Source organism: Chryseobacterium sp. WG23 (genome assembly GCF_024586575.1).
Taxonomy (GTDB): domain Bacteria; phylum Bacteroidota; class Bacteroidia; order Flavobacteriales; family Weeksellaceae; genus Chryseobacterium.
On the sequence record NZ_JALCZE010000014.1, the window covers coordinates 18,095 to 44,218 of the forward strand.

The 26,124-nt window shown below is 35.9% G+C and carries 31 protein-coding genes and 1 riboswitch; of the genes, 12 read left to right on the top strand and 19 right to left on the bottom strand.

The window, feature by feature from the left end; translation table 11 throughout:
• Positions 1 to 58 precede the first annotated feature (58 nt).
• The 8 genes from MP477_RS19480 to namA form a co-directional block, all read right to left on the bottom strand.
• Positions 59 to 1,018, bottom strand: coding sequence for a DUF2931 family protein (locus MP477_RS19480; RefSeq protein WP_257191704.1), 960 nt, complete (start codon positions 1,016 to 1,018; stop codon positions 59 to 61).
• 83 nt (positions 1,019 to 1,101) lie between these two features.
• Positions 1,102 to 1,383, bottom strand: coding sequence for a hypothetical protein (locus MP477_RS19485; protein ID WP_257191705.1), 282 nt, complete (start codon positions 1,381 to 1,383; stop codon positions 1,102 to 1,104).
• On the bottom strand, positions 1,380 to 2,843 hold the full coding sequence (locus tag MP477_RS19490; RefSeq protein ID WP_257191706.1) for a DUF2235 domain-containing protein: 1,464 nt from the start codon (positions 2,841 to 2,843) through the stop codon (positions 1,380 to 1,382). Before MP477_RS19490 ends, MP477_RS19485 begins: the two co-directional genes overlap by 4 nt.
• Positions 2,844 to 2,947: 104 nt before the next feature.
• Positions 2,948 to 3,118, bottom strand: coding sequence for a hypothetical protein (locus MP477_RS19495; RefSeq protein WP_230037138.1), 171 nt, complete (start codon positions 3,116 to 3,118; stop codon positions 2,948 to 2,950).
• A 1-nt stretch (position 3,119) separates the two neighbouring features.
• Positions 3,120 to 5,048, bottom strand: a complete 1,929-nt coding sequence (locus tag MP477_RS19500) for a type VI secretion system Vgr family protein (RefSeq protein ID WP_257191707.1) — start codon at positions 5,046 to 5,048, stop codon at positions 3,120 to 3,122.
• Positions 5,049 to 5,187: 139 nt separating this feature from the next.
• Positions 5,188 to 5,592: a type VI secretion system tube protein TssD gene (gene tssD / locus MP477_RS19505; protein WP_047492225.1), complete on the bottom strand. Its 405-nt coding sequence runs from the start codon at positions 5,590 to 5,592 to the stop codon at positions 5,188 to 5,190.
• 231 nt (positions 5,593 to 5,823) lie between these two features.
• The gene (locus MP477_RS19510; RefSeq protein ID WP_257191708.1) at positions 5,824 to 6,108 is read right to left on the bottom strand and encodes a DUF2752 domain-containing protein; all 285 of its coding nucleotides are present in this window, start codon (positions 6,106 to 6,108) and stop codon (positions 5,824 to 5,826) included.
• A 20-nt stretch (positions 6,109 to 6,128) separates the two neighbouring features.
• The gene (namA, locus tag MP477_RS19515; RefSeq protein WP_257191709.1) at positions 6,129 to 7,181 is read right to left on the bottom strand and encodes an NADPH dehydrogenase NamA; all 1,053 of its coding nucleotides are present in this window, start codon (positions 7,179 to 7,181) and stop codon (positions 6,129 to 6,131) included.
• A 100-nt stretch (positions 7,182 to 7,281) separates the two neighbouring features.
• Between namA and MP477_RS19520 the strand changes: the two genes are divergently transcribed.
• Positions 7,282 to 7,764 carry a cytidine deaminase gene (locus tag MP477_RS19520; RefSeq protein ID WP_230037146.1) on the top strand — a complete coding sequence of 161 codons (483 nt, stop codon included), beginning with the start codon at positions 7,282 to 7,284 and terminating at the stop codon, positions 7,762 to 7,764.
• Between the two features lie 152 nt (positions 7,765 to 7,916).
• Here the strand turns inward: MP477_RS19520 and MP477_RS19525 are convergent, their stop codons facing one another.
• The 8 genes from MP477_RS19525 to MP477_RS19560 form a co-directional block, all read right to left on the bottom strand.
• Positions 7,917 to 8,234 (bottom strand): barstar family protein, encoded by a 318-nt coding sequence (locus MP477_RS19525; protein ID WP_257191711.1) that lies wholly within the window; start codon positions 8,232 to 8,234, stop codon positions 7,917 to 7,919.
• Positions 8,231 to 8,782, bottom strand: coding sequence for a matrixin family metalloprotease (locus MP477_RS19530; RefSeq protein ID WP_257191712.1), 552 nt, complete (start codon positions 8,780 to 8,782; stop codon positions 8,231 to 8,233). Before MP477_RS19530 ends, MP477_RS19525 begins: the two co-directional genes overlap by 4 nt.
• 74 nt (positions 8,783 to 8,856) lie before the next feature.
• On the bottom strand, positions 8,857 to 9,228 hold the full coding sequence (locus tag MP477_RS19535; RefSeq protein ID WP_257191713.1) for a GIY-YIG nuclease family protein: 372 nt from the start codon (positions 9,226 to 9,228) through the stop codon (positions 8,857 to 8,859).
• A 55-nt stretch (positions 9,229 to 9,283) separates the two neighbouring features.
• On the bottom strand, positions 9,284 to 9,799 hold the full coding sequence (locus tag MP477_RS19540; RefSeq protein WP_257191714.1) for a ribonuclease domain-containing protein: 516 nt from the start codon (positions 9,797 to 9,799) through the stop codon (positions 9,284 to 9,286).
• A gap of 29 nt (positions 9,800 to 9,828) precedes the next feature.
• Positions 9,829 to 10,623 (bottom strand): NAD(+) synthase, encoded by a 795-nt coding sequence (gene nadE / locus MP477_RS19545; protein WP_257191716.1) that lies wholly within the window; start codon positions 10,621 to 10,623, stop codon positions 9,829 to 9,831.
• Positions 10,624 to 10,635: 12 nt separating this feature from the next.
• Entirely contained in the window at positions 10,636 to 11,166 is a 531-nt protein-coding gene (locus MP477_RS19550; protein WP_230037158.1) for a GNAT family N-acetyltransferase, read from the bottom strand.
• 7 nt (positions 11,167 to 11,173) lie between these two features.
• A complete protein-coding gene (locus MP477_RS19555; RefSeq protein WP_257191717.1) occupies positions 11,174 to 11,695 on the bottom strand; it encodes a GNAT family N-acetyltransferase in 522 nt (173 codons plus the stop codon).
• 9 nt (positions 11,696 to 11,704) lie between these two features.
• On the bottom strand, positions 11,705 to 12,343 hold the full coding sequence (locus MP477_RS19560; RefSeq protein WP_257191718.1) for a leucine-rich repeat domain-containing protein: 639 nt from the start codon (positions 12,341 to 12,343) through the stop codon (positions 11,705 to 11,707).
• Positions 12,344 to 12,394: 51 nt separating this feature from the next.
• On the opposite strand from MP477_RS19560, the gene MP477_RS19565 reads away from it, so the two are divergent.
• The 9 genes from MP477_RS19565 (at position 12,395) to MP477_RS19605 (ending at position 19,732) form a co-directional block, all read left to right on the top strand.
• Positions 12,395 to 13,378 carry a gliding motility protein GldB gene (locus MP477_RS19565; protein ID WP_257191719.1) on the top strand — a complete coding sequence of 328 codons (984 nt, stop codon included), beginning with the start codon at positions 12,395 to 12,397 and terminating at the stop codon, positions 13,376 to 13,378.
• Between the two features lie 32 nt (positions 13,379 to 13,410).
• Positions 13,411 to 13,734, top strand: coding sequence for a gliding motility protein GldC (gene gldC / locus MP477_RS19570; RefSeq protein ID WP_123857252.1), 324 nt, complete (start codon positions 13,411 to 13,413; stop codon positions 13,732 to 13,734).
• Between the two features lie 88 nt (positions 13,735 to 13,822).
• Positions 13,823 to 14,962 (top strand): cystathionine gamma-synthase, encoded by a 1,140-nt coding sequence (locus MP477_RS19575; protein ID WP_047492187.1) that lies wholly within the window; start codon positions 13,823 to 13,825, stop codon positions 14,960 to 14,962.
• Between the two features lie 72 nt (positions 14,963 to 15,034).
• Complete coding sequence (locus MP477_RS19580) at positions 15,035 to 15,481, top strand: GNAT family N-acetyltransferase (protein WP_257191720.1); 447 nt, start codon at positions 15,035 to 15,037, stop codon at positions 15,479 to 15,481.
• Positions 15,482 to 15,559: 78 nt separating this feature from the next.
• The gene (locus MP477_RS19585) at positions 15,560 to 16,072 is read left to right on the top strand and encodes a DinB family protein (RefSeq protein WP_257191721.1); all 513 of its coding nucleotides are present in this window, start codon (positions 15,560 to 15,562) and stop codon (positions 16,070 to 16,072) included.
• Positions 16,073 to 16,503: 431 nt separating this feature from the next.
• Positions 16,504 to 16,932 (top strand): IS200/IS605 family transposase, encoded by a 429-nt coding sequence (gene tnpA, locus MP477_RS19590; RefSeq protein ID WP_257191722.1) that lies wholly within the window; start codon positions 16,504 to 16,506, stop codon positions 16,930 to 16,932.
• A gap of 350 nt (positions 16,933 to 17,282) precedes the next feature.
• Complete coding sequence (locus MP477_RS19595) at positions 17,283 to 17,831, top strand: L-threonylcarbamoyladenylate synthase (protein WP_257191723.1); 549 nt, start codon at positions 17,283 to 17,285, stop codon at positions 17,829 to 17,831.
• A 96-nt stretch (positions 17,832 to 17,927) separates the two neighbouring features.
• Positions 17,928 to 18,275 carry a nuclear transport factor 2 family protein gene (locus tag MP477_RS19600; protein WP_230037174.1) on the top strand — a complete coding sequence of 116 codons (348 nt, stop codon included), beginning with the start codon at positions 17,928 to 17,930 and terminating at the stop codon, positions 18,273 to 18,275.
• Between the two features lie 38 nt (positions 18,276 to 18,313).
• The gene (locus MP477_RS19605; protein WP_257191724.1) at positions 18,314 to 19,732 is read left to right on the top strand and encodes a CCA tRNA nucleotidyltransferase; all 1,419 of its coding nucleotides are present in this window, start codon (positions 18,314 to 18,316) and stop codon (positions 19,730 to 19,732) included.
• Between the two features lie 151 nt (positions 19,733 to 19,883).
• Here MP477_RS19605 and MP477_RS19610 read toward each other — a convergent pair whose 3' ends face one another.
• From MP477_RS19610 to pafA, 3 genes are all read right to left on the bottom strand, one after another.
• Positions 19,884 to 20,945: a hypothetical protein gene (locus MP477_RS19610; RefSeq protein WP_257191725.1), complete on the bottom strand. Its 1,062-nt coding sequence runs from the start codon at positions 20,943 to 20,945 to the stop codon at positions 19,884 to 19,886.
• A gap of 16 nt (positions 20,946 to 20,961) precedes the next feature.
• A complete protein-coding gene (locus MP477_RS19615) occupies positions 20,962 to 22,803 on the bottom strand; it encodes a TonB-dependent siderophore receptor (protein ID WP_257191726.1) in 1,842 nt (613 codons plus the stop codon).
• Between the two features lie 31 nt (positions 22,804 to 22,834).
• Positions 22,835 to 23,013, bottom strand: a riboswitch (cobalamin riboswitch).
• Positions 23,014 to 23,180: 167 nt separating this feature from the next.
• A complete protein-coding gene (gene pafA / locus MP477_RS19620; RefSeq protein WP_230037181.1) occupies positions 23,181 to 24,827 on the bottom strand; it encodes an alkaline phosphatase PafA in 1,647 nt (548 codons plus the stop codon).
• A 104-nt stretch (positions 24,828 to 24,931) separates the two neighbouring features.
• Between pafA and MP477_RS19625 the strand changes: the two genes are divergently transcribed.
• Positions 24,932 to 25,717: a hypothetical protein gene (locus MP477_RS19625; protein WP_257191727.1), complete on the top strand. Its 786-nt coding sequence runs from the start codon at positions 24,932 to 24,934 to the stop codon at positions 25,715 to 25,717.
• Between the two features lie 14 nt (positions 25,718 to 25,731).
• A complete protein-coding gene (locus MP477_RS19630) occupies positions 25,732 to 26,124 on the top strand; it encodes a VOC family protein (protein WP_257191728.1) in 393 nt (130 codons plus the stop codon).

Sequence of the window (26,124 nt, forward strand, 5' to 3'; positions counted from 1 at the left end):
CTCCTACCATTACATGCTTCTTCATATTATGCGGATTATCATGTAACCCGGTTTTATACTATTTCGATTTATATTTTTTAAGTTCCCACATATTGTCATAATCAATTTTCTGTATAGGAAACTCGTTATTTCCCTGTTTTAAGATCAGCCTTCTATTGGTCAGATCTTCATTCATACGAAGGACAATTTCTATAGGTTTGTTTTCATCTGCTTTTTTAAATAATGAAAATATCTCTTCTTCATCGAAGTATCTTACTTCAAAAACTGTTTGCTTACCATTTTTGTCTTCAAATAAATAAGATAACAGACGCGGAACCGCTCTTTCCTTAAAAGGATTTTTATCAATGGTCTCATTAAACAATGTTTCCTCCTCTCCGTTATACATCTCCAGTGTCACATTTTTGAAGGTATGATTAGGAATTTCTATGCTGGTTTTCCAGTTGTATTTTTTACGGTAGGTATCCCAAATCCCAAACTGAATTCCATTTTTCTTCATGTTTTCATAGGCTTCTGGAACAGATTTACTCATATCAAAATATTCTTCCTGCGTTATGGTAGGATTTCCGGGAACATAATCTTTCATAGATACAGAAGTTTCTTTTGCCTGATATCTTCCTATTTCTACCTGTTGGTCATTACCATACATCCAGACTACTACCACTCCTCCCGGGGCCAGACCTACGACAACAGAGGAATACCCTTCTTTTTCATTAGTTCTCCAATTAACGGTTCCTTCTTTAAAAAGTTCTTTTATTTTATCTACAGGCAAATCCCAGCTTCCGGTATAAAATTTATTTTCTAAAAATGATGCCCAGGTTACCTCAAGCTTAACGGGAACAGCTTTTAAATCACTTCCCTGAGTATGCATAGAGCCGCTATAGCCCCAACCTGTATGAGAACTACCTGAACAGGGAATATATACACTGCTGCCATCTTCAAGAAAAAGATGACCTTTATAAATATTCATAGGATATAGAAGGGGTGAACTTTCCGTGGGAAGCCATTTGTATTTTTCCATTTTATTTTGGCATGAGATTAAGGTACTGATGAAAAGTAAACAATAAATTATATTCGTTTTAAAATGCATTTCTTTTTGAGATTTTAATTAAAATATCTTCGGTGAGGTAATATAAAATAAAGCATTGTGAAAAATACGATCAAACATATATTCGCAATAAGTTTATTTTTATCTTTTTTATATTTCCAATAAAATATTTCTACAAAAACATAACCAAACAAAGCAAAAAACAAATACAAAGGAAGTTCATCTAAATCATAGGTTTGTCCCTTGAAACCGCTTTCTGCAAACATAAAATAAAACCCTAAATAAGGAATCAGCAATATAATAAGTCTGAGGAGTATATGTTTTACAGGTATTTTCATGAGTTAAAAGCCATTTCTCTAAATCTTTTTATTTGTAATGTTTTTTTGTCAAAGGTGAAATGAGGATTATACCCAATATCTCCAAATTTTGAGTTCCAGTGTAAGTATCTGTTTCTTAAATATATTAGTAAATTGTGATCCTGTACAATTCGATTAAATTTCTCTGCAGTTATTTTTTTAGCTGCTAGTTGTTTTCGTAGTGCTTCAATTTCCGTATTCGTATAATAAGTCATCTCAGGAGCCGAACCGCTGACATACTCATCGAGCCTCTTTTTAACCTTAGTTAAATCCAGCGGATAATATTTATCTTCTGTCCCGTTAGGAATACGATATGACTTATTTAAATTGGTTATATCAATCGTATTAGAATAGTTTTCATTAACCTGTTCACTCATTATATGCAGAGGAATAAAACTATACCTGTTACTTATTTTTTCTCTATTAATATATGTTTCATGCCATGAATTGGGAGCTACCACTTCACTGCGTTTAAACCAACCCTGCTCAATAAGATTATTTAAATCAATATTTAAGGCCCTATCATAGTCTGCATCACTCAGGCCATCTCCCACAGTATTATCAAAATCCATGATCTGTTTACTTTCAGGCATATTATGAGTGTAGCATCCACCAACATCAGAGTGAACACCCGGTAGAAAAAAATCTTTACCTCCTGGCGCTAGCCTTACTCTTGTCAGCATAAAATTTTCTCTATGCTCATCTGAAGCACATAAATGAATAATTTTCTTTGCTTTTAATGTGTTTAAATTCAACTCCTCCACATCATTGTTAAAATCGGGATGTACTGTAATTTCACTCGCTTTAGGATCATAGGAGGATACGGTATCATATACCCCAAGAAATCTAATTTGAAGGGATCCATATTCTACTTTATTGTTATCTAAAATAAATCCTAACAACCCATTTCTAGGTTTGGTTTGGGTCACTTCATATACGAAATTCCTTGCCGCTGCGGCACCTCTGCTAAAACCAAAAACATCCAGTATAATGGTATTTATTTCAAACCTGCCTTTAAGCTCATTAATTTTCTCTGCCACTCTTTGACAACCTTTTTGAACCTTCGCTATTACCCCTGTGCTTCCTGCACCGTAAGCCACCCCTTTATGATTTGTCTTTTTATCTACATCTCCCTGTAAATCTTCTGTTGCAATCCCTTCGATATATACTTTACCGATATACTTACTTTTATCTTCATTATACCAGTATTCTTTTCTGGCTACGTTAGATAAATCATTAGTATAGCTATCATCAGATTTATTTGAATGCTTTTTGTAAGCTGCTTTCTCTTCAGCAGTAGGTTTATATCCCGGTTCATTTCCTGCAGCTTGTGAATTTCTCCTGTTATTCTGTGTACCGTCGAAAAAAACACCGATTCTAATGTCTATCTGTCCTTTTGGTGTCGCTGGCGGTGTATAATTTCCAAATTGATTATTATGCATAGTTTTTCTCTAAAAATTGATTGACAGAAATAGTTTGGTATTGTCTTTATTAACTTTAACTGTAAACTTATTTATAAGAAGCCACATCAGGCAGAAATGTAAATTTATTTATTCCCATGAGACATGATTTTCTTATTACTTGCTAACACAAGGTTTTCTCTTTGTGCTTCAACGTTAATTTTCTTTGCTATTTTTTCAACTTTTTTCCCCGCGTTCAGATGATAGGAATCTTTGACCGTTATTTTTATATTGGTTGCTGTCTTTATAATGGCCATATCAGAACAATTTTGATTTTTCAGCACTGTTGAATTCCACAATTTTTCCGCTCTGCATGGTCATATTTTCAAGTTCGCTGAACATAGAAATTTCACCAGCTATTTCATTAGAAGTTTCAGACTGTCTTCTAAACTCTTTTTCTACCATTTCTGTCCTTGTATCTGAAGATTCTGTGATATCACCTGATGCTGTAAGTTTCATATCTTTTCCGGCGGTAGAAATAATATCTTCATTGGCGGTACTGGTAATACTTGCCCCCGCACCCACAGAAATTTCCTTTCCTGCACTGATATTGATATTCTCACCGGCATTTAAAGTGAAATTTTTCGGAGCTTTCATGCTGATATTTCCTTTACCATCCATAAAATAGCTATTGCCACTTGGATCAAGGATCGTTACACTTCCTTCCTGATCGTTCATTAAAATTCTGATCCCACTTCGGGTTTGTATCGATTTCAAATGATTATTAACACCGCCACCCAGCGCCACCCCTCCATGAAACATTCCTCCCATTACGAAAGGTCTGTCCGGATGGCTGTGAACAAAATTAACCATCACCTGGTCTCCTACTTCAGGAATTGCTACATAGCCTCTGTTTTGAGAAATCTGATCCGTTCCTCCGGCGTCAGGACTCATCATTCGGATAAAGTGGGTGGTATCATTAGTCTGCCAGTCGAATCTCACCTGTATCCTTCCTTGCCCTTCAGGATCTGTATTGGAAATTACCGTTGCGGTCTGTGGCTCTGCTTTTGGAACCGTGTATTCCGGCTTGGGAAGAAATCCCGTATCTGAAGCTATTCCTACAAAGCTTCCCTGATAATGACCTATAGTATCAATTTCATGTTCTGCTTCTGTAATCATAATTCTTGTGAAATAAGATGTTTCATTAGAATCTGGTTTACGCATCTGCATATCTACCACACATCCCGGATGCAGAAAGGGAACGGTTGTATTTCCTGAGACAGAAAAAACGTTTACCGCTTCACTTCCCGAAGCACTTTTCTGTGAATATTCCACATCAAGATGTGTAGATGCTTTTACGGGTGCTATTTGCAATGCCGGTGTTTTATAGATAGAATCGTTATGGCTGTATGCTGTTTTGGCCAGATCTCCCACATGTTTAATAGGCGTAGATCCCGAAGTCAGTTTTTCATTTTTATTACTGTTGTAGCCGTAGAATTGCGGTCTGGTATGAACAGCTTTGAGGTCAACCTTTATATCGTTGGCACTGCTTCCGTAAGTCAATACAATAGGTTTGTTTTGTGGAGGCAATTTTCCGAAATGAAGCACTTCCCCATCATAATAAAACTGCTCTCCATAGGCTTCTGCCATCCTCGCCAGATAATTGTAGTGGGTTTCGTCATATTGACTGCTGTAGATAATCTGTGAGAAATTATTGGCATCCACCCTGATATCAAAACGGCCTTTATCAATTCCCTGTTTAATCACTTCATCAGCAATAATTCCCATATTGACAGGCTGAGTTCCTCCAAAGCTCTGAATATGAGGTGCCCCATCAAGCAGAATGGTTGGGCTGCAACCCGTAAGCACAACATTTCCCAGGCTCATTTTCTCCTGGCTGAATCCCACTCCTGTAATAACTCCTACAAAAGTCCTTTCCGGGCTGTTGTCTATATCTTTATAAGAGAGTACTGCCGTAAGACGTTTTCCCAAAAACTTATTGGCTTCTTCCAGTGAATGGGTTTGCCGGTCTCCCAGCGCATCGTGTGCCAGGGTAAGCGTAAATTCATGGTGGCGTCTTGTGCTTTGCTTAAGCTTAAAGTGTTTATAGTATTTGATTATCTTTCCTTCTATAACCAAAGAAAGCTTTACCAGGCGGTTAATTCCAGTATGGTGATTTTCAGATACACCGTCTGCATTTTGTGTCGGACGAAAAGATCCTGCACCTCTTCCAGATGTGATTGACATATTTTGTAGTGATTTGTTAAGGTTTTTAATTTTTTTATAAAATGGATTCCAGTAAATAATCATCCCTGAAATCAGGTTACAATGGGTAAAAAAAGACCGTCTTAAGAGGACAGCCTTTTTATATTTCAGTACTGAAGACTTAGCTCATAGGCCAAAGTCCGTCATAAGATGAATTTCCATACGTAATACTCTCTGCACTAACTACAAAGCTGATCAGCATATTGTTGCTGTCTAAAGCATCAAAATCTACTTCGTGCTGGATCACATATCCGTTCTCCCATTTTAAAGAGATCAATGTTCCCTCTTCATGAGATTTATTGAAATTTATTTCCCCGTTTGTAGGTTTGTATTTACTGTTGAGTAAGCTTTCCAAAACATCAGATTTTTCTGTTGCTTCAATCGTTACTTTAATAAGGGCGTTTGTCGGATCAGATGCTACACGTCCTGAAACATCCGTAGCTCTTGATACGCTGTAATTAAGCTTTAGTAGCTTTTGACCTTCACCTCCATTGAATTTTAAGATTCCTCTTGAATTTCCTGCCATTTCTTAAATTTTATCCTTAATGATTGTTCCCGTATAATAGGATTTACATAACAAAGATAGAGTTCATGTTCTAATCTAAAAAGTTTTTAAGCAACAGTTTCATAAATTGTAGTAGTTCTACGACTTTTTACAGGCAATAAAACGAACAAAAGGAATCCTTCATATTGGCTTTTAGTCTTCTGTAGACTACTATGGAATGAATAATAACTCATTGCAGGAAATTAAACTGTTTCAAAAAACACTATGCTTATAAATATATGCAGCAATCATAATTAAAAGATTTGTTACCACCATAATTCCTAAGGCAACGCCATATTTTCTTTTCCTGTCGATGAAACTCCAACCCAGCGTAAAAAAAAACAATAATAAAGTATATACAGCAGGGTACATATGAAAAGCCTCTGAAAACTTCCCTTCAAATACCAGTACAATAGCTCTCTGAGCGCCACACCCAAGGCATTCTACTCCCAGAAATTTTTTACTGGGACAGGTCAGCATAAAATCTTCAATATCCATTTCTGCAGTATTACAAGTACTTATGATGATATTTTCGCCCTGGTATACTGATGAGGAAAAAAGCAGTCTTCTTTCATCTCAAATGATCCCTGAACCGCAATGTATGGATTCCTAAGGATTTCCCGTGCTACAAATATAAGATCAGCATCTCCATTCTGAAGGATTTCTTCAGCCTGTTTAACTTCAGTAATCAGACCTACAGCACCAGTTTTAACAGCAGCCTCATTTCTTATCTGTGAAGAAAACGGAACCTGATAGCCATCAAAAACAGAAATTTTAGCTCCATGAATATTTCCTCCGCTTGATACGTCTACCAGATCAACGGAATGCTCTTTCAAAACTTTAGCTAAAGCAACACTGCTTTTAATATCCCAGCCATTTTCAGCATATTCTGTTCCTGAAATCCTTACAAAAAGCGCCGTTTCTTCATTCAGTTCTTCATTTACAGCTTCTACAATTTCCATCAGAAACCGGATTCTATTTTCAAAACTTCCGCCATATTCATCGGTTCTTATATTGGAAAGCGGCGAAAGAAACTGATGAATAAGATATCCGTGCGCTCCATGAAGTTCTATAATATCAAAACCTGCTTTTACAGCTCTTCTTGCAGCTTCTTTAAAGTTTAACACCAGTTCTTTCACCTCATCAGTAGACAATACATGCGGAATTCTTTCTGACGGATGATACGGAATAGGACTCGGGGCAATCGTTTCCCAGCCTTCTTCAACAGAGATCTGGTGATTGTTCCATGTAGAACCTTTCCTACCGGCATGTGCCAGCTGGATTCCTATCTTAGACTCCGAGTGAGTATGCACAAATTCTACTATTGTCTGCAGTTTGTCCGCCTGCTCATCATTCCAGATTCCCATACAATGATTGGTAATCCTTCCCCGGGGTTCTACTCCTGTTGCTTCTACCATAATTAGTCCTGTTCCTCCCTGTGCCCTGCTTCCATAATGTACAAAATGAAAATCATTGGCCATTCCGTTTTCACATGAATACATACACATAGGTGACATTACCCATCGGTTTTTTAATTCTACATTTCTGAATTGTATTGGTGTATATAACATTTTATCATTTTTAAAAAATTCAACTTAACTCCAGAAGAATAAATATTGCCCACTTCATTAAAAAGAAGTAATTTTACCCCCCTTTTTTAGTCTACAATATATGAAAAAAGACATACAGATCAGTTACGAATATTTTAAAAATAGCAGTGAACTGAATGATATAGAAAATACATTATTAGCAAGAGCCAAAGCGGCTCGTGAAAACGCTTATGCACCTTATTCACAATTTTTGGTAGGGTGTTCCGTATTATTGGAAAATGGAGAGATCTATTCCGGCAATAATCAGGAGAATGCTGCATTTCCGTCAGGGCTTTGTGCCGAAAGAACTACTCTTTTTTGGGTAGCTGCTAATTTTCCGGATGTGAAAATAAAAAAGATCTTTGTAGTAGGAGGTCCTAAAGAATTTCATGAGAATAATCCGCCGATTCCTCCTTGCGGGGCATGCCGTCAGAGCTTAATAGAATATGAAACAAAGCAAAGTGAAGACATTGATCTCTATTTTTCAAGCATGAATGATGAGGTGGTAAAAGTACACGCTGTAAAAGATCTGCTTCCCTTTTATTTCGATTCAACATTCTTATAGGAAGTGTAAATGCACAAATAAACTTATAAAGCCTGTGGAGTTTTCTGCAGGCTTTCATTTTTCAATCCATCTCACAAATCTGTTGAATAAAACCACAGATCTGAAAAAAAGAGGTTGTCTCTATTTTTTGAAACAACCTCTTTTATTTTCGTTTATTTTTCTTCGTCAGATTCTACATCCTCTTCGTCTTCATCTTCATATTGTTCCAGATAATAACTGAAACTAAAGTCTTCAACTTCTTCTTCAGCATCTTCCAAACTGATAAGCAGATCTTCAAAAATCTCAAGCTGATCTACTGTCATATTTACGAATTCAATGTGGAGCGGCATTTCCAGGTCTCCTGTAATGGTATCATAAAGCGCATCAAGATTATCCCCAAAATGTTCAGGAAACTGAATCTTTTCCTTTAATTGGGCATAAAAATCTTCATAATCGCCTATGTCTGTAAAATCTATATATACTGTCTTCATATTGAACTGAATTTCCAATTTTTTTTAATTAAAAAACTTTTACATTTCTTGCAGAATCCGGTTTCCTCATTGGTGGGATTTTTACTCTCTGCACTTCTCATAAAACACATTTTTTCCGGGCAATGTGGAAGCCCCTGCGTATGGCCAAGCTCATGAATGGCTATTTTAAAAAACTGCTCATCAGAATTTTCTTTACTTAATCTAAATTTTGATGCTACACAAGCCTTTCCGGGGGTATATCCCAATCCCATAATCCCAAAGTCTCTGATTTCCCCTCTGGTAGCACTAATATCTTTCGAGGTTAGTCCTATTGTCACAAAACCGTCTTTTGTCCTTTTACTCAGGAATTTAATAATTGAATCAGCCCTGTACCGGTTTCTCTCTTTATAATAAGAATTTTCCGGAAAATCTATAGCATCAAGTACTTTGACATTCGGATAAACTTCCCTAATTCCTTCTGCCACGGTTTCCAAACTTTCAGGTTTAACATCTTTAAATGGCTGTATAAGGATGGTAATCGCGGGTTTCTGCTCTTGATTTATCTTCATCTTCTGTTTTTCCGAACATGAGATAATCAGGAGCAAAGCCAATAGCAGATAAAAGAGATTATTATTTTTCAAAATTACAATAATTTAAAATAAACTACACTTCTGTCATTGCGAGGAGCAAAGCGACAAAGCAATCTCAAAAAACATCCATAATATTTTGAAATGTCATCTGTTAAATCCCTCCACTCAGGATTTATAGAGTTGATAAGATCCAATTTCTTCTGTCTTGAACCTGCTTTTATTTGTTTTTCCCGAAAAATAGCATCTCCAATTTCCTGAAAAGCTTCCCAATAAACGAGTATATACAAATTATATCTTGATGTAAAACTTTGGGAATAATATGCTTCTTTATGTTGCTGAACTCGTTTTGGCAAGTTTGAAGTAACTCCTGTATAAAGAGTTGTATGATTTTTATTGGTCATAATATAAATAAAACCTGCTTTCATCTTTTCATCATATTTTAGAGATTGCTTCGTCACTTTCGTTCCTCGCAATGACTATTTACTGTTTGTCAAAACTCTTATAATGATTCTTAGTAAGATAGACCTCACCATTTTCCGTGTATATGATTCTGTCTGCATTTCTACCTCCGCACTGATAATTGACATCGGCTTCAAAGTATTTTTCGCCACCCGGCAGCCTTCCTTCCCGGTTTCCGAATTTATCTCCTCCAATAGCTTTTCCGGGAAGCACTTCACAAAGATTTCCTTTTGAAGGATTCCATCCCAGTTTTCGGGCCTCATTTTTTGTAAGATAGTAATCAGGCAGCCTATGGTTTTGTTTAACATAGGTAATAACGGTTTTTTCTTCTGTCAGCTGATCAATTGAAACCTGGGCTGGTGAAGTTCCGTTATTGTAGCCGTCTTGAGCAGATGTACTTCCGTAGCTTACCGTTTCTTTTTTTGTACCTGACTGATCTTTTTTATCTGCAATAAAATTATTGTAAATATACATGACAGACATTCCAAAAAGAAGTCCCAGGCATATAAAAAACACTGATCTTATTTTACTGTTCATGGCAATACTTTATTAATGATGCAATAATTTTATTCGCTTCTCCACTCTTCCGGAATATCACAAATTGGAATAGGGTCCATTTTATGTTTGGCGGCTTTATGCATTCTGTCGAAGATTAAAAAAACTTCTTTATCTCTTCCTTCGTAATCTTCTGCCGTTTTGGTGCCATATTCTTTTTGAATTTTCTCCAGTTCCGGATATGTAGCTCCAATCTGCTGTTCATCTGTGCGGTCTACATCCCAAAGTCCATCCGTAGGAATGGCTTCCTGAATACTTTTAATAAGGTTTAATCCTTTCGCAAGAGCATAAACTTCTGTTTTATAAAGGTCTGCAATGGGAGAAATATCTACTCCACCATCTCCGTATTTTGTATAAAATCCGATTCCGAAATCTTCAACTTTATTTCCTGTGCCGCATACTAAAAGCCCATTGAGCTGCCCATAATAATAAAGGGTAAGCATTCTTAAACGGGATCTTGTATTGGCAAAAGCTAATTTTTCATTAGGATATAAATCATCCTTTACATCAAAAGTTTTATAAAGCTCTTCAAATGCAGGCGTAAGATCCACAGACATCACTTCTACATTCGGGAATCTTGATTTCAAATCATTCATATGTTCCCTTGCTCTATCTACCTGATCCGCTTTTTGGCGGATGGGCATTTCGATCAATAAGGTTTTCAGGCCGGTCATCGCCGCCAGTGTAGAAACCACTCCGGAATCCACACCTCCGGAAACGCCTAATACATAACCGTTTACTTTAGCCTTTGTTGCATAATCTTTTAACCAGCTTACAATATGATCTATCACTTTTTGTGTCTGCATTGCTTATATTTTTTAATCTATTCCAAATTCTTTAGGGTATTTCACCATCCCTTTTTTATTTTTTAATCCGTTCTCTGTCAATTCAATAGCCATTCCGTTTTCTTCCGGAATTTCAAACGGAAAAGTGATCCCAAATTTACTGGTTTTTTCGTAACCAAACTTTGGATAATAATTTTCATGTCCGATAAGTATAATTGAAGAATATCCTAGTGCTCTGGCTATCGAATGTCCCTGAAGAATAAGCTTGCCGCCCACTCCTTTATTCTGAAACTCGGGCTTTACTGAAACAGGAGCTAATGCCAGCGATTCATAAGATTCTGAGCCATTATCTATTTTAATTTTTGTAAAAAGAATATGGCCGGTAATCTCACCATGTTCATTTTCTGCTACCAATGACAGTTCAGGGATAAAAGCATCAGATTTTCTTAATTTCTCAACAAGAAAATGTTCCTGATGATCACTATGCTCCATATTCCTGAAAGCTTCTTCTATAAGCTGAAATACTTTTTTATGGTCTTTTTCTTCCTCCTTGCGTATGGTCATACTATTATTAAATATATTGTTCACGTTTCAGTTTATACCAAAAACAGATCGCCCCAGAATCTTCAAATTCTCCGGTCCGTTCAAATCCCAGTTTTCCTAAAATATAATTGGATCCTGTATTTCCGGAATCTGCATAAGCATAAATAAAATCTGCATTCAATTCATTAAAACCATAATGAAGAGCAGCTTTTGCTGTTTCCATAGCATAACCTTTCCCCCAGAATTCAGGAATGAAACGATATCCAAGATCCAGCGTATTGACATGGTTATTGATAGGTTCCGTTAATAATTTCAGCCCGCTCCAGCCTATCATCAGTCCACTTTCTTTTTCAATAACGGCAAGTCTTCCCACTCCATTTTCTTCATACTGCTTCTGAATCATTTTTATCATATCTTTTGACTCCTGAATATGTGTTACAGGCTTTTCAAGATATTTCATCACTTCAGGATCAGAATGCAAAATAAACATCCGTTCACAATCAGTATCCTCAAGTCGCCTTAAAATCAGTCGGTCGGTTTCTATTCTCATATCATCAGTTTATTGTTCGGTTCCAAAAATAGTAATATTGGTTTTCATTCCCTTCTTTATATCTGCTTCTTTCATCTTATTTCCGCCAACGTTCACAGTCTGCAGATCAACATTTTCTGAAATATCCAGTTTTTGGAGTTTATTATGTTCAAGATTTAACTTTCTTAATTTTTTAAATGAAGTCAAATCGATCGTTTTTAATTGATTTAAAGATAATGTTAATTGATCAATTTTTGGAGTGCCTTTTAATGAAATCGTTTCCAAAAGATTATTGTCCAGATACAGCGAGGTCATACTTTTCAGATTTTCTGCTGTGAAAGAAGTAATCTTACATCCTGTGCATGAGAACAGTTCCAGCTTGTCCATATTGCTTATGGCTATATTGGAAATAACATTATCATCCAGAACAATCATTTTTACATGTTCAAAAAAACGTAAATCCTCCGCTGATGTAATTCCTTTCTGAACTAAAAATAAGTTTGTGATCAAGCCTGTTTCAGTTTTCTCCAGTATTCCGTTCTTATTCAGGTCAAAATTTTCAAGAACTGCTTTTTCAAAGTTTTTATCTTTAAACTCAAGCTTTTGGCCGTGGAAAAAAGAAAATCCCCAAATAAAGCATAGTGCTGTAAATATTTTAATTTTCATCATTAATTGTCTTTTTAATCCTTATTTTTGTACACTTAATTTCATGTAAAAATAATGAAGATTTTTAGATTGATTGCGCTTTCTTCTGTTTTAGTTCTGGGATTGGATTCCTGCAAAAAAGAACCGGAAAATCTATGGAAGGTAGAGATAAAAAATACCGCTGAAAAAGTTGAAGTAACGGATATTTCAAAAGAATTTTACAATCCGGATACTCCGCTGGAGCAGTTTAAAGCTAAGTTTCCCTGGTTTCAGGGAAGTGTCTCAGATGCTGACTTTCAGAAAAGAAGAGCTGATGCTGAAGAAATAAAAATCTATAAAGAAGCGATTGGAAAAATTGATGGGGTAAAACTTCAGAAAGAACTGCAGGATTTATTTTCACATATCAAGTATTATTTTCCACAGTTCAAAAGTCCTAAAGTATATCTTTTCTCATCCGCATTACAGATGGTACAGGACCCTATTTTTTATGATGAAAAAGGGAATCTCCTCTTTATAGATATTACAGGTTTTATGGGTGATGGCAATGCTCATTATAAAGGATTGGAGCTTTATTTCCAGAAATCGATGAACCCTCAGAATATTGTTCCTAAGGTTTCACAGTTATTTGCTGAAAATATTGTTACAGAATCTCCGGATCACCAGAAATTTATTGACCAGGTGATCCTGAACGGAAAGGTAATGACTCTTCAGGATGCTTTCTTACCGGATTTCCCTGATTACCTGAAAATGAATTATACCCAGAAACAGTATGAATGGGCTAAGGTAAATGAAGCCAATATCTGGAATTATTTTGTGGAAAGCAATCTGCTCTTTGGAGACGATCCAAGGTTAGGAGAACGTTTTATTGCTCCGGGACCTTTCTCCAAATTTTATACAGAAATTGATAATGAATCTTCACCACAAATTGGAATTTTTACAGGGTGGCAAATTTGTAAAGCTTATCTTAAAGAAAAACCTGAAACGAAGCTGACGGTCTTCCTGAAAATGGACGCGACAACAATCTTCAATCAGTCCGGTTATAAACCGAAACTTAAATAATAGAAAATTTAGAATTTAGAAAAATAGAAAAAATGAGAAAGACTCAGATTACGATAGATGTAGAGCTGGATGAAAACCACATTCCTGAAAATATAACATGGAATGCACAGGATGGCGGAGTGGAGAAAGAAGAAACTAAAGCAACCATGATCTCTGTGTGGGATGATAAAGCAATGGAAGCTTTAAGAATAGACCTTTGGACAAAAGAAATGCCTGTAGATCAAATGAAAATGTTTATCCACCAGATCTTAGTTTCTTTAGGAAGTACCTATCAGAGAGCTACCGGAGAGGAAGATGTAGCGCAGTGGATGGAAGAAATTGCAGAAGAATTTGCAGTAAAGTCAGCAATAAAATAACAACAATTTGGAAATAGGATCATTTGAAATGATGGTAAACATCCTTTCATTTTCAAATAATCCATTCAAAATATCAAATTATATAAATATGAATTTTAATACAAAAGTAATTCACGGAGGGCAGCATCATGAATCTGCAACAGGTTCTGTAAATGTACCTGTATTTTTAACGTCTACCTTTGCACAGAAAAGCCCGGGAGTACATTCCGGATATGAATATTCAAGGGCTGCCAACCCTACAAGACAGGCATTGGAAGACTCTTTGGCAAGTATTGAGAATGGAGCGCGAGGACTCGCTTTCGGGTCAGGTCTAGCCGCTATCGACTGTGTTTTAAAATTATTAAATCCAGGCGATGAAGTTATTGCTGTAGATGATCTTTACGGTGGAACCTACAGAATGTTTACAAGACTTTTTGAAAAATATCAACTGAAGTTTACTTTCGTGAACTTTGATGATGTTTCTAAAATTGCTGACGTAATTACTGATAAAACAAAATTAATCTGGGTAGAAACGCCAACGAATCCATTGATGAAGTTGGTAGATATCAAAGCCGTAGTAGAAATTGCTAAGGGAAAAGATATTTTAGTAGCTGTAGACAATACTTTTGCTACGCCTTACATCCAAAGACCAATTGATTTAGGAGCTGATATTGTGATGCATTCTGCTACAAAATATTTAGGAGGACATTCTGACGTAATTGCAGGTGCACTGATTGCTAAAGATGCTGAATTGGGAGAAAAACTTCACTTTATTCAGTTTGCAAGCGGCGGTATTTTAGGACCTCATGATTCTTATCTTGTATTGAGAGGGATTAAGACTTTAGCATTAAGAATGCAGAGACATTCTGACAACGGGCTTGCCGTAGCAAAATACCTTGAAACCCATCCTGCTGTAGATAAAGTAATCTACCCTGGATTAGAATCTCACCCACAGTATGAGCTTGCAAAATCTCAGATGAAAGAATCGGGAGGAATGGTATCATTTACTTTCAAATCCGGAAAAAAAGAAGATGCCATCAAGTTTTTAGAGAAAGTAAGAGTATTTACATTAGCTGAATCTTTAGGTGGTGTAGAATCTTTAGCCAATCACCCGGCTTTAATGACTCACGCTTCTATTCCGGCAGAAAAACGTGCTGAATTAGGAATTACAGATGACTTAGTTCGTTTAAGCGTTGGTATTGAAGATGCTGAAGACCTTATTGCAGATCTGGAGAAAGCTTTTTCTTAATATACAATAGTAAAAAGGAGTGTTTATCATTTAAATACTCCTTTTTATTTCACCTATGATCACCAAATATCTATGAAAAATATAAGAAAAGCGGTCGTTAACGACCTCATTCAATTAGCGGCATTATTTGACCAGTACCGGATTTTTTATCATAAAGAATCAGATATTCCTTCAGCCGAAAAATTTCTTCAGGAAAGACTTGAAAATAAAGATTCTGAAATTTTTGTTGCAGAAGAGAATGAAGAACTGACAGGTTTTGTACAATTATATCCCCTATTTTCATCCACCAGAATGCAGCGTTACTGGCTGCTGAATGACTTATACGTCAATGAAAATCACAGAGGAAAAGGATATTCTAAAGCACTGATAGAAGCATCTAAAGATGTATGCAAATCATCAAAAGCCCGTGGTATATTACTGGAAACGGGTAAAAGCAATGATATCGGAAATCAATTATACCCTGCCTGCGGTTTTGAATTGTATGACTCCGTCAATTTCTATGAGTGGAGCAATTCATGATTTTTTGTATAATGTACGATGTATAGCGTGCGACCTCACAGCATTACAAAATCTATCTAACGTAAAAAAATTAAAAATATGACAGATTTTCAGAAATATATTCAAAGATATTTAGATCAGGTGCCAACAGGAAACTGGTTGGCAGAATTAAAAATATCAGAAGAGAAAACAATAGGAATTTATTCCAATCTTACGGAAGAACAATCCAGATTTGCCTATGCTGAAGGGAAATGGACATTGAAAGGGCTTCTATTACATCTATCAGATACCGAAAGAGTTTTTCAATACCGAATATTGGCTTTTGCAAGAGGTGACAAAAATAATCTTCCGGGATTTGATGAAAATGAATATGCCAATAACTCTTTTGCAGATGAAAGAACATTAGAGTCTCTGCTGGAAGAATATAAACTGGTAAGAAAATCTTCTCAGATCTTATTAGAAAGTCTCAGTCCCTCCGTTTTACAAAACAAAGGGATTGCTAATGGCAACGAAATTTCAGTAGAAACCATTGGAAAATTGATCGTTGGACACAACTATCACCATTTGAATATTATTGAGGAAAGATATTTATCTAAATTGGGATGGATGTAATGATACATTAGAGTTCTACTGTCGAAGATATAAGTTTGGGCTAAAGCCAATGCATATATCCTTTGTTAAATGGGCTAAAGCCCATTTCTATTGAATTAAGAACATAACGCATAATTATTCATTCATCTTGTTTTCTCTACAAAAAATAGAGATCCTTCTCTTAAAACTATATCCGTATTGTTGGTTGAATATTGTCTATATAAACCAGATTAATCTTCTATAGCAATAAAATCTATTTCTATTAAATTTAACAAATGACGTATAATAATTTTTGAAAATACATATTTGTATAATTCAATCTTACATTATTAATTAAAACGCATAGATCATCAATAGGAACGGGGCTTTAGCCCGTTTTTTATTAAAAAATATTCCATTGGCTTTAGCCGAAACTTAATAAAAAAATATTATTTTTGGTTAAAACAACACAAATGTCCTTTATCAAAATTTTCATTCATCTTGTTTTCTCTACAAAAAATAGAGATCCCTTTCTTAATACCTTTGATGTAAGAATAAAAGTATGGAAACATATCAAAGAATATGCTACACAAAAAGGAATATTTTTAGATATGATCAATGGATATTCAGACCATTGTCACTGTCTTATTTCTTTAGGTTCAGATCAAAATATTGAAAAAATAGTCCAATTAATAAAAGGAGAATCTTCTTATTGGATCAATAAAAATAAGTTTACAAAAGATAAGTTTTCATGGCAGGATGAATATTTTGCAGTTTCCATTTCCGAATCAATGGTAGATCAGGTAAGAAATTATATTAAAAATCAGGAAAGACATCATCAGAAAAAGAGTTTTACTGAAGAGTATCTGGAATTCATTGAAAAATATAATTTTAAAAAATAGGTTTGGGCTAAAGCCAAATGCACCTATTCTTTGTTAAAATGGGCTAAAGCCCATTTCTATTGAATTAAGAACATAACGCATAATTATTTTGAAAGCATATATTTACATGTATAATCATACATCATTAATATAAAACATACAATCATCAATAGGAACGGGCTAAAGTCTAGTCGTGCTCGGATTTTCTTCCGACCATCACTAGGCTTTAACCCGTTGTTTCATTAAAAATCTTCCATTGGCTTTAGCCGAAACCTAAAAAAATTAAAATACAATATCATTTATTCCTCAATTCTTTGCCCGAAATTCCCAGATTCTCTACCTTTATAGACTGTTTTGAATTCAATACCATTATGGAACATATTATCGAAATATTAAAATCCGGCGGAACAATTCTTTATCCTACAGATACTATTTGGGGAATTGGTTGTGATGCTACCAATATAGAGGCTGTCAATAAAATTTTTGACATTAAGAAGCGTGAAAAAAATAAATCCATGATCATTCTGGTGGAGTCTGAAAAAAGACTTCAGGACCTGGTGGATGTTCCGGAAATGGCATGGGAAATTATTGATCTTAGTGAAAAACCCGTTACCATTGTTTATGAAAATCCCCGCGGGCTGCCCAAAGAATTACTTGCCGAAGACGGCAGTATTGGTATAAGATTGGTAAAAAATGACTTTTGTAAAAAATTAATTACAAAACTGAATAAACCGTTGGTTTCTACCTCAGCTAATTTTAGTGGTGAGAAAAGTCCGTTGAAGTTTTCAGATATTTCAAATGAGATGATCAGTCTTGTAGATTATGCAGTGGAAGAAGACAGAGATAAAGTTTCAAAATATTCAGGATCTTCGGTGATCAAAATATGGAGTGACAACCGAATCAAAGTTCTTCGTGAATAAAAAGTATTGATGTCTATTTTAGAGTCTTGTCTGTTCATATCGGCAGGATTTCTTTTTTTAGTTCTATCTTTGCAAAATTCCAACTCATTACAATATATGATAAACCATAAAGATTTTGCCCGGGAGTGGATACATGTCTGGAATTCTCATGATTTAGAAGCTATTCTATCCCATTATTCTGAAGATATTGAAATCACAACGCCAATGATTTCTATGGCTACAGGAGGAAAGGAAAGTTCTTTACAGGGAAAACAAGCCGTTCGTGATTACTGGAGGAAGGCCCTGGAAAAGTTTCCTGATCTTCACTTTGAGCTGATACAATCTACTGCAGGAGTTGATTCTGTGGCATTATTCTACAAATCTATTATGGACAAACAGGCTGTTGAAGTCATGTTTTTTAATGAAGAAGGAAAAATTAATAAAATGTATGCTCATTATGATTAATGGGTGATATGAGTACAACTTGACGCTATTTACTAACGATGAAAATTAATCTTACCCAAAATAAAAATTTAAAACTTTTCAAAATAATTTCTGAGGCTGCGGAAAAAAATAATCAGTCCGTATACATTGTCGGAGGCTATGTCCGGGACCTTTTAATGAAAAGAAAAGCTTCTACAGATATAGATTTTGTCACCGAACAAAGTGGTATTGAGCTTGCTCAGACAGTCGCTCAGGATATTGATCCTAACCTAAAAGTTTCTGTTTTTAAAACCTATGGAACGGCTATGATCAAATACAAGGATCTTGATCTGGAATTTGTGGGAGCGAGAAAGGAAAGTTATACTGAAAACAGCCGCAAGCCTGAAGTGGAGGGCGGAACATTGGAGGACGATCAGAAAAGAAGAGATTTTACCATCAACGCCATGGCCATTTCTTTACATAAAGATAATTTCGGAGAACTGATTGATCCATTTCATGGAATTGAGGATCTGGAGAAAGGAATTTTAAGAACTCCGCTAGAGCCTGCACAAACTTATTCTGATGATCCATTGAGGATGATGAGAGCGGTAAGGTTTGCTTCCACATTACACTTTACCATTGAAGAAAATTCTTTGGAGGCCATCAGACAGGAAGCCAAAAGAATTGAAATTGTTTCTATGGAAAGAATCATGGTGGAATTTAACAAAATCATGCTTTCTGAAAAACCTTCTGTAGGATTAAGCCTAATGGAGCAAACAGGCCTTTTAAAACTTATTATTCCTGAGCTTATAGAGCTTAAGGGAGTGGAAGAAGTGGAAGGGCAGACTCACAAAGATAACTTTTACCATACCCTAGAAGTTGTAGACAATATTTCTGTGAATACAGATAATCTTTGGCTGCGTTGGTCAGCACTTCTTCACGATGTGGGAAAAGCTCCTACTAAAAAGTTTGTTGAAGGAACAGGATGGACATTCCACGGACATGAATTCTTAGGTTCAAAAATGGTAAAAGCTCTTTTTCAAAGGCTTAAACTGCCTTTAGGAAGCGATATGAAGTATGTTCAGAAAATGGTAAAGCTTTCCTCCCGACCTATTGCCCTGATCACAGATGATGCCTCTGATTCGGCATTACGAAGACTGCTATTTGATGCCGGTGAAAACCTTGAAGATCTTTTTACCCTTTGTAAAGCGGATATTACTACAAAAAATTCTAAAAAACAGGATAAATTTAAAAAGAACTTCGAATATGTGGCTGTCAAAATCAAAGAAGTAGAGGAAAAGGATCAGGTAAGGAATTTCCAGCCTCCTATTACCGGAGAAGAGATCATGGAAATGTTTCAGCTTAAACCTGGCCGTGAAATCGGTATTTTAAAGGAAAAGGTAAAAGAAGCTATCCTTGAAGGGGTAATTCCTAATGAAAAAGACGAAGCAACAAAATTTGTGATTGCTGAAGCAGAAAAACTAGGACTGAAAATATAAGCTTACATCACAAAAAAACCGGCTGGAAAAGATTTCCAGTCGGTTTTTTATTAAAATGAATCAAAATCGGCCGGTCTCAAAAGAGCCGGCCGAAAAAAAACACAAATGATGAAAAAATAAAATTTATGTATACAGGCCAGAGCCTTGTATCTTAGTTTTTATAGAAACCGTTTGTTCCGATTCCTGCGGTGAAACTTCTCAATAAAGTTCCGTTGTTTGCACTGTAAACATTCACTTTACTGTCTGCTGAAAAACTTGCATCAGAAGCAAAGATTCTGCCGTCAATTACATCAAATCCATATACATTACCTGTAGCTGTCATAATAGGAGCCGTAGGTACAGCAGCACCAATAGTCATTCCGTATATTTTGTTGGTATCTGTAATAAAATAGAATTTGTTATCTTCCGCTCTAAGCTTCTGAACTTTAGGGATAGGAAGAGTTGTTGTTGCTGTAAATGTTCCGTCTGCAGTATTGATCTTATAGATATAAGAGCTGGTATCCCCGGAAACCAATGCATAAGCAGTTCCTTTATAAGAAATAAGATCTTTAATAATTCCGTTGGCAGGAAGAGTTACTGTTTGGCTCACTGTATTTGTAGTCGGATTTACCACAGAGATCGTATATCCTGTTGCAATTGGATTCCAACTGGCGTCATATCCTGTACCATCAGTCTGTACTACAATTTTCCCTTCAGCTTCCACCACTTTTTCAGCAGCATTTGTAAAATCAATACTCTTTACAAAAGAATTGTCGCCTGTATTGTAAACATTCAGCTTTCTTTTATTTGTTGTAAAGTTATTGTTGGTTACATAATATTGGTTTCCTGAGAAAGCAATATATCTTGCTCCATCAAGGTTAGCCGTTACAGTAGCTTGTTTTTTGAAAGTATATCTGTTTACAATGTCAATTTTATTAGGAACATTAGATACTAAATAAGCACGGTCTCCCTGAAAACCTATACTCTGAAGAACTTTTCCAAGAGGTTCACCACTGTTATTAGAAGCATAAATTTTGTCATACAGATTAGCAAGATTACTGCTTACGAAAGAAACTTCAGCAGTAGTGGTTGTAAATCCACCTTCATTGGAAATAAGCACTCCAGCTTCATAAGTAATTGGCTGTTCTACAATGTCGTCGCTATCGCTGCTACATGAAACATTGAAAAGTAACATGGAAGCAAATGCAAGAGGTAAAATTTTTCTGATATTCATATATAATTAATTTATTTTAAAAATTGATAGTAAGGCTTATACTGTAATTTCGTCCGGGTAACGGATAGGAAAGCATCGTATAATAAGTTTCATTTAAAATATTATTTACTTTAAAACCCAGGCTGTAGTTTTTAAGAAATGCAGCGCTGGCTCCGGCATTCATCACAAAATAAGAATCTAAGGCATCACTTCTTTTTTCATTGGAATCTGTATAGGTAAGCCCGTTAAACATTCCCTGTACATATACTTTCACAAAATCATATCGGTAGTCTATACTTCCTGTAAGTTTATGTAAAGGCACATACATAAGTTGTTTCTGAATATCAAGGTCCTTAGATTTCGTATAAGAATACCCAAGATTTGATTTCAACATATGCTTCCCGAATTTTTTTTCAAATTCAAGCTGCGACTCTACTCCATAAGACTCTACCCTACTGGTATTACTAGCTCCATAATACCCGGAAATTGTTGGAAGCCACCGGATCATATCACGGATATTCATATAGTAAGGAGCTATAGATAATTTAAAATTTCCTAATTTAAACTGGTTACTCCATTCAAACTGGTAGGAAGTTTCCGGTTTTAAATTCAGATTTCCTCCCGGTGTCCAGTAGAGGTCATTAAATGAAGGAGCTCTGAAGTTTCTTGAAACACTTAGCCCTACATCATACCATTGGGTGGCATTCCATTTTCCTGAAAAAGAAAATAAGACCGGTGATTTAAAGTCTTCTACAAAATCTTTCTTGATTCCGGCTTCAAACCGTAAGTCTTTGATAGGAAAATAACGAAGTAATCCGGCAATAGACCCGGCATTTCTGCTGATATCACCTATTTTTGAGCTTCCCTCTCCCTTACCTTTATTCACTTGAAATTCTCCGATAATATTGATATTCCATTTTGAATTGAGGAAGTAATTGAAATCATTTTTCAAAATATAATTCTTTCCGGCACCTCCACTGGTTTCCGGTTCTGCAATATCTCCAAAATACTGAAAATTTTCCTCAGTATAGGCTGCTTTAAATGAATTGCTGAAACGCGTGGTATTCCAATCCCAGGCCATCAGGTTTCTGAAATTCTGGGTATGATACTTTGTCTTGGTTTCCAGATCACCAAAACGAACAGGATAATGCTGTTTTCCGTTAAAAGTCTCTGATATCCATGAGATCTGATGATGGGGAGCAATTTTATAAGCTACTGCTATATTGAAATTGGTATTGTAATACTTTCCGTTGTCATTCGTATACTTCTTTCCGCCCGCTTCTTCTACTTCATAATCATTCTGGCTTATAGAATGGCTTCCGGAAACTTTAAAGCTGAACTTATCATTGCTGTAAGAACCTTTAACAACATTATTATAAGTATTAAAAGATGCAAATTCTGAAAACAGAGCAGCATGGAAACCTTTATTAAAATCAAGGCTGCTATTCAAATGAATACTTCCCCCAATGGCGCCACTGCCATAAATAACACTACCTCCACCAGGTTTAATTCCGATCTGGTCATATCCAAACAAAGCCATATTATTGATATCTCCCTGTCCTAAAAAACTGGAGTTAATATTAATTCCATTCCATACAAAAGCAGTCTGCTGGGCGGTAGTTCCCCTGAAAGAAGGTGAAGAAACGGCACCACGCCCATTTTCTTTGATATACACAGGAGATTGAAATCTCAGTAATTCGGAAAGGTTGGCAGAATTTTTTTCAGCATCTTCATTGGTAATATTCGTTACATGATGAAAGAGCTTTACTTTGTTTATCTGGCTGTCGAATACATAAATAGTATCTAAGGCCTTCTCTTGTCCAAAAAGAAAGCAGCCATAAGACGAAAAAAGCAGTACTAAAGATCTTTTTATATCCATACTAATTTACTCTTCCTCCGAAAGCAATATATATTTTGATTATTATTCTGGCAGGTCTCCTGACTTTCGCCTTCTGTACCTTCCCGTTTTTACACAGTGGTTTTTTACAGAAACTTTTGTTGCGATTTACAGTTGCGGGGACAGTCCGGGAGTTCCACCCGATTCCCTTTTCATTCCAATATATTGGAAACCATAATTTTTGCAAAGATAGCTTTTTAAATGTATTAGACAAAAAGTGAAATAACAGGTAAAAAATTACGTCTTATTCATAAGTATTAGAAAATCCTGTACAGCAACCGGCCTTGATGAATACTATAAAAATAAAAGCTGCCTCCAATAGTTGAAAGCAGCCATTTATATATACTGATGTTGTTTGATTATTTCCCCATCACTTCTGTAATCGGATTTCCAACATTTCCACTTGGAAACTGGATTTTCAATAAAGAAGAAACCGTAGGTGCAATATCTGTCATGTGGTATTCTTTATTGCTTTCTCCCTGCTGAACTCCCCAACCCATAAAAATCAATGGAATATGGGAATCATAAGAGTTCCAAACACTGTGTGTAGTTCCTGTTTTAGAATAAGGAGGAAGCATAGAGTCATGAGAAATCAACTGGATATCTCCGCTTCTCTGTCTGTTGATCCCATTGATAATTCTTTGTTTGATAGGCTCCGGAATACTGGCTTCCTGAACTCTGTCTACAGAAACAGCATATAAAACAGTAGGATCTTTTTCAAGTTCTTTTACCGCAAAATTTCTCACATCATCCAGCTCAAGTTTAGTATCTGCCAATACTTTTCTGTCAAAATACACCTGATAATTATCTATAGCATTGATCAGGTTATCAGCACCAAATTTTTCTTTCAGTTTCTGATTAAGATTTTTTTCCATGCCTTCTCCAAAAAAGCCTGTAGTAATTTTATGCTCTTTAAGGAATCCTACAGAATGAGCCCCTCCGTGGTCAGCTGAAAGGAAAACCGTATACTGCCCTTTTCCTACTTTTGAATCCAGGTAGCTGAAAAACTGAGCCAAATCCTGATCCAGTCTGATATAGACATCTTCAACCTCAATAGAGTTCGGTCCGTATTTATGGCCTGCATAATCCGTAGAAGCTAAATTGATTGCTAAGAAATCTGTAATATGGTCTCCCCCTAACTGCTCTCCTTCTACAGAAGCTTCAGCCAGCTTTAATGTCAATGTATTTCCAAAAGGTGTATAACGGATATTATCTTTCTTTGTCTGATAATCTTTCGCCAGATTGGTATATGGGAATGTAGGTGTTTTTGCACTTCCCAATAGACCTTCCCATGAAGAATTGTCAGGTGAACTTTCTGTATACTGATTGATTGGAAGTAAAGTATTCCAGCCGTTGGCTACTAATTTTTCAGGTAAATTCTGAGCATTGAATGATTGTATCCATTGTGGAAGCTCTTTCATATACCATGTACTTGTAATAAAGTTCCCGGTACTGTCGTCAAACCAGAAAGCTCCATTCGGAGTATGACCTGCAGGAAGAATAGAAGCACGGTCTTTAAGAGAAACTCCTATCACTTTACCCTGGAAGTTCGTGGCCAGTCTCAACTCATCGGTTACGGTTGTAGACCAAAGGTTTTTTGGAGAGTGGCTTCCTGTTTTAGTATTGGTAGTTCCTACCGGCTGAACGCTGTCATCTGCCGTACAGTACACCCCTTTACCCGTTTCCTTATCTGTCCAGTCGTTTCCGGCAATTCCGTGGATTGCAGGTACAGACCCGGTATAGATACATGTATGTCCTAAAGCGGTAATCGTAGGAACATAAGGAATATGTACATTATTTAAAGAATATCCTGTATTCAGCAGTCTTTTGAAACCGTCATTTCCATATTTACCATAAAAACGGTATAGATAGTCCCAACGCATTTGGTCTACCACCAAACCTACCACTAATTTCGGTCTTTCCAGTTGAGTATTTTTGTTCTTCTGCGCATTGATTGTAACTACGGACAAAACAGCAGCTGCCGCAATTGAAATTTTCCTAAGCATCCAAGTAAATTTTTATTGACCACAAATTTAAGGGTTTTGAATGTTTTGGAGTGTGAAATTTTATTTAATTTTGATCAATATTCAATTCACCAATCAATTCATCCATGATTTTAGGAGTATACTGGTATTTTAAATTTCCTGAAAATTTATATCATTTTAAATATTTTAAGTTCTTGCAGGGATATGGCGGCCATGCCGACAATCCTGCCGGGCTGGAGACAAAAGTTCAGGTGGATGATATTGAAAATTTCCTCTACAGACTGGAAATTTTAAAAGCAGAATTCCCTTACACCTATTTACAGCTAAAAATCAATGGCAATCAGGTGATGATGACTATTGGAAATGATCAGCTTTTTGACTATTACTTTCAGTTAGCTGCTGAAATTGAAAAACTGTTGACGGATCAAAATGCCGTACTTTTAGATGAGCAGATTCCTTTTGAAATTCAGTACACTAAAAACTATCTTCCGGAGAGGAAAATATTCAGGACTATAGAACACCGGTTTATTCAGATGACAGGTTCAGACTTCAGACAGAATAATGCCGAAAATTTTTCAATAAGAGTTGACTGTAATATTCCGCTGGCATATAAAAAGGATTTCATTAATGATTTGGTTGCAATATGCCATGAAGAAAACCTCAGCGTATTTCACTACCACGATTTCGACTTTGGTGATCAATGTAACCTTATGCTCTTCTTTACTAATGGAAGGCAATATAAAGATCAGGTTATAGATATTGATATCAACACCTTTGGAGCTAAAGTAAGAGATCTTAGTCAAAAATATCCGCTTCATTTCGGTCATTTTGGAGGTATGAAATATTATCCGCTTAATGGGCCTCATATCGAACTGATGGTAGACGAAGACTATATTATCAAGAAAAAATAATATAATCCAATAATATGATTAAATTTAAATATGTTATCCTGTATGTAGAAGAGGTAGAAAAATCAATGAATTTCTACAAAAACACTTTTGATACAGAAATAAAATTCATTACTCCTGCAAAAGATTACGGAGAGCTTCTTACCGGAGAAACTACTATTTCTTTTGCATCGATCAGCCTGGCCAGCTCCAATTTAAAAAAGGGATTTTTAACCTCGAAATCAGAAGTCCAACCTTTCGGAATAGAATTGGGCTTTACTACGGATGACGTGGAAACACTGGCAGAAAAAGCAGTTAAAAATGGTGCCGTTCTGTATGAAAACATCACGGTAAAACCCTGGGGACAAAAAACAGCGTATATTAAAGACCTTGATAATTATCTGGTAGAAATCTGTACTGAAATATCATAA

Coding starts and splice junctions, on each gene's coding strand:
- MP477_RS19510 (WP_257191708.1), bottom strand. CDS start 6,108: ATGGATATTGAAGATTTTATGCTGACCTGTCCCAGTAAAAAATTTCTG.
- pafA (WP_230037181.1), bottom strand. CDS start 24,827: ATGCTTAGGAAAATTTCAATTGCGGCAGCTGCTGTTTTGTCCGTAGTT.
- MP477_RS19580 (WP_257191720.1), top strand. CDS start 15,035: ATGAAAAATATAAGAAAAGCGGTCGTTAACGACCTCATTCAATTAGCG.
- tssD (WP_047492225.1), bottom strand. CDS start 5,592: ATGGCAGGAAATTCAAGAGGAATCTTAAAATTCAATGGAGGTGAAGGT.
- MP477_RS19615 (WP_257191726.1), bottom strand. CDS start 22,803: ATGGATATAAAAAGATCTTTAGTACTGCTTTTTTCGTCTTATGGCTGC.
- MP477_RS19555 (WP_257191717.1), bottom strand. CDS start 11,695: ATGAGAATAGAAACCGACCGACTGATTTTAAGGCGACTTGAGGATACT.
- MP477_RS19595 (WP_257191723.1), top strand. CDS start 17,283: ATGGAACATATTATCGAAATATTAAAATCCGGCGGAACAATTCTTTAT.
- MP477_RS19600 (WP_230037174.1), top strand. CDS start 17,928: ATGATAAACCATAAAGATTTTGCCCGGGAGTGGATACATGTCTGGAAT.
- nadE (WP_257191716.1), bottom strand. CDS start 10,623: ATGCAGACACAAAAAGTGATAGATCATATTGTAAGCTGGTTAAAAGAT.
- namA (WP_257191709.1), bottom strand. CDS start 7,181: ATGTTATATACACCAATACAATTCAGAAATGTAGAATTAAAAAACCGA.
- MP477_RS19610 (WP_257191725.1), bottom strand. CDS start 20,945: ATGAATATCAGAAAAATTTTACCTCTTGCATTTGCTTCCATGTTACTT.
- MP477_RS19535 (WP_257191713.1), bottom strand. CDS start 9,228: ATGAAAGCAGGTTTTATTTATATTATGACCAATAAAAATCATACAACT.
- MP477_RS19525 (WP_257191711.1), bottom strand. CDS start 8,234: ATGAAGACAGTATATATAGATTTTACAGACATAGGCGATTATGAAGAT.
- MP477_RS19500 (WP_257191707.1), bottom strand. CDS start 5,048: ATGTCAATCACATCTGGAAGAGGTGCAGGATCTTTTCGTCCGACACAA.
- MP477_RS19540 (WP_257191714.1), bottom strand. CDS start 9,799: ATGAACAGTAAAATAAGATCAGTGTTTTTTATATGCCTGGGACTTCTT.
- MP477_RS19495 (WP_230037138.1), bottom strand. CDS start 3,118: ATGGCCATTATAAAGACAGCAACCAATATAAAAATAACGGTCAAAGAT.
- MP477_RS19480 (WP_257191704.1), bottom strand. CDS start 1,018: ATGGAAAAATACAAATGGCTTCCCACGGAAAGTTCACCCCTTCTATAT.
- MP477_RS19585 (WP_257191721.1), top strand. CDS start 15,560: ATGACAGATTTTCAGAAATATATTCAAAGATATTTAGATCAGGTGCCA.
- MP477_RS19560 (WP_257191718.1), bottom strand. CDS start 12,343: ATGATGAAAATTAAAATATTTACAGCACTATGCTTTATTTGGGGATTT.
- MP477_RS19530 (WP_257191712.1), bottom strand. CDS start 8,782: ATGAAGATAAATCAAGAGCAGAAACCCGCGATTACCATCCTTATACAG.
- MP477_RS19490 (WP_257191706.1), bottom strand. CDS start 2,843: ATGCATAATAATCAATTTGGAAATTATACACCGCCAGCGACACCAAAA.
- MP477_RS19625 (WP_257191727.1), top strand. CDS start 24,932: ATGATTTTAGGAGTATACTGGTATTTTAAATTTCCTGAAAATTTATAT.
- MP477_RS19605 (WP_257191724.1), top strand. CDS start 18,314: ATGAAAATTAATCTTACCCAAAATAAAAATTTAAAACTTTTCAAAATA.
- MP477_RS19485 (WP_257191705.1), bottom strand. CDS start 1,383: ATGAAAATACCTGTAAAACATATACTCCTCAGACTTATTATATTGCTG.
- MP477_RS19630 (WP_257191728.1), top strand. CDS start 25,732: ATGATTAAATTTAAATATGTTATCCTGTATGTAGAAGAGGTAGAAAAA.
- MP477_RS19575 (WP_047492187.1), top strand. CDS start 13,823: ATGAATTTTAATACAAAAGTAATTCACGGAGGGCAGCATCATGAATCT.
- tnpA (WP_257191722.1), top strand. CDS start 16,504: ATGTCCTTTATCAAAATTTTCATTCATCTTGTTTTCTCTACAAAAAAT.
- MP477_RS19565 (WP_257191719.1), top strand. CDS start 12,395: ATGAAGATTTTTAGATTGATTGCGCTTTCTTCTGTTTTAGTTCTGGGA.
- MP477_RS19520 (WP_230037146.1), top strand. CDS start 7,282: ATGAAAAAAGACATACAGATCAGTTACGAATATTTTAAAAATAGCAGT.
- MP477_RS19550 (WP_230037158.1), bottom strand. CDS start 11,166: ATGACCATACGCAAGGAGGAAGAAAAAGACCATAAAAAAGTATTTCAG.
- gldC (WP_123857252.1), top strand. CDS start 13,411: ATGAGAAAGACTCAGATTACGATAGATGTAGAGCTGGATGAAAACCAC.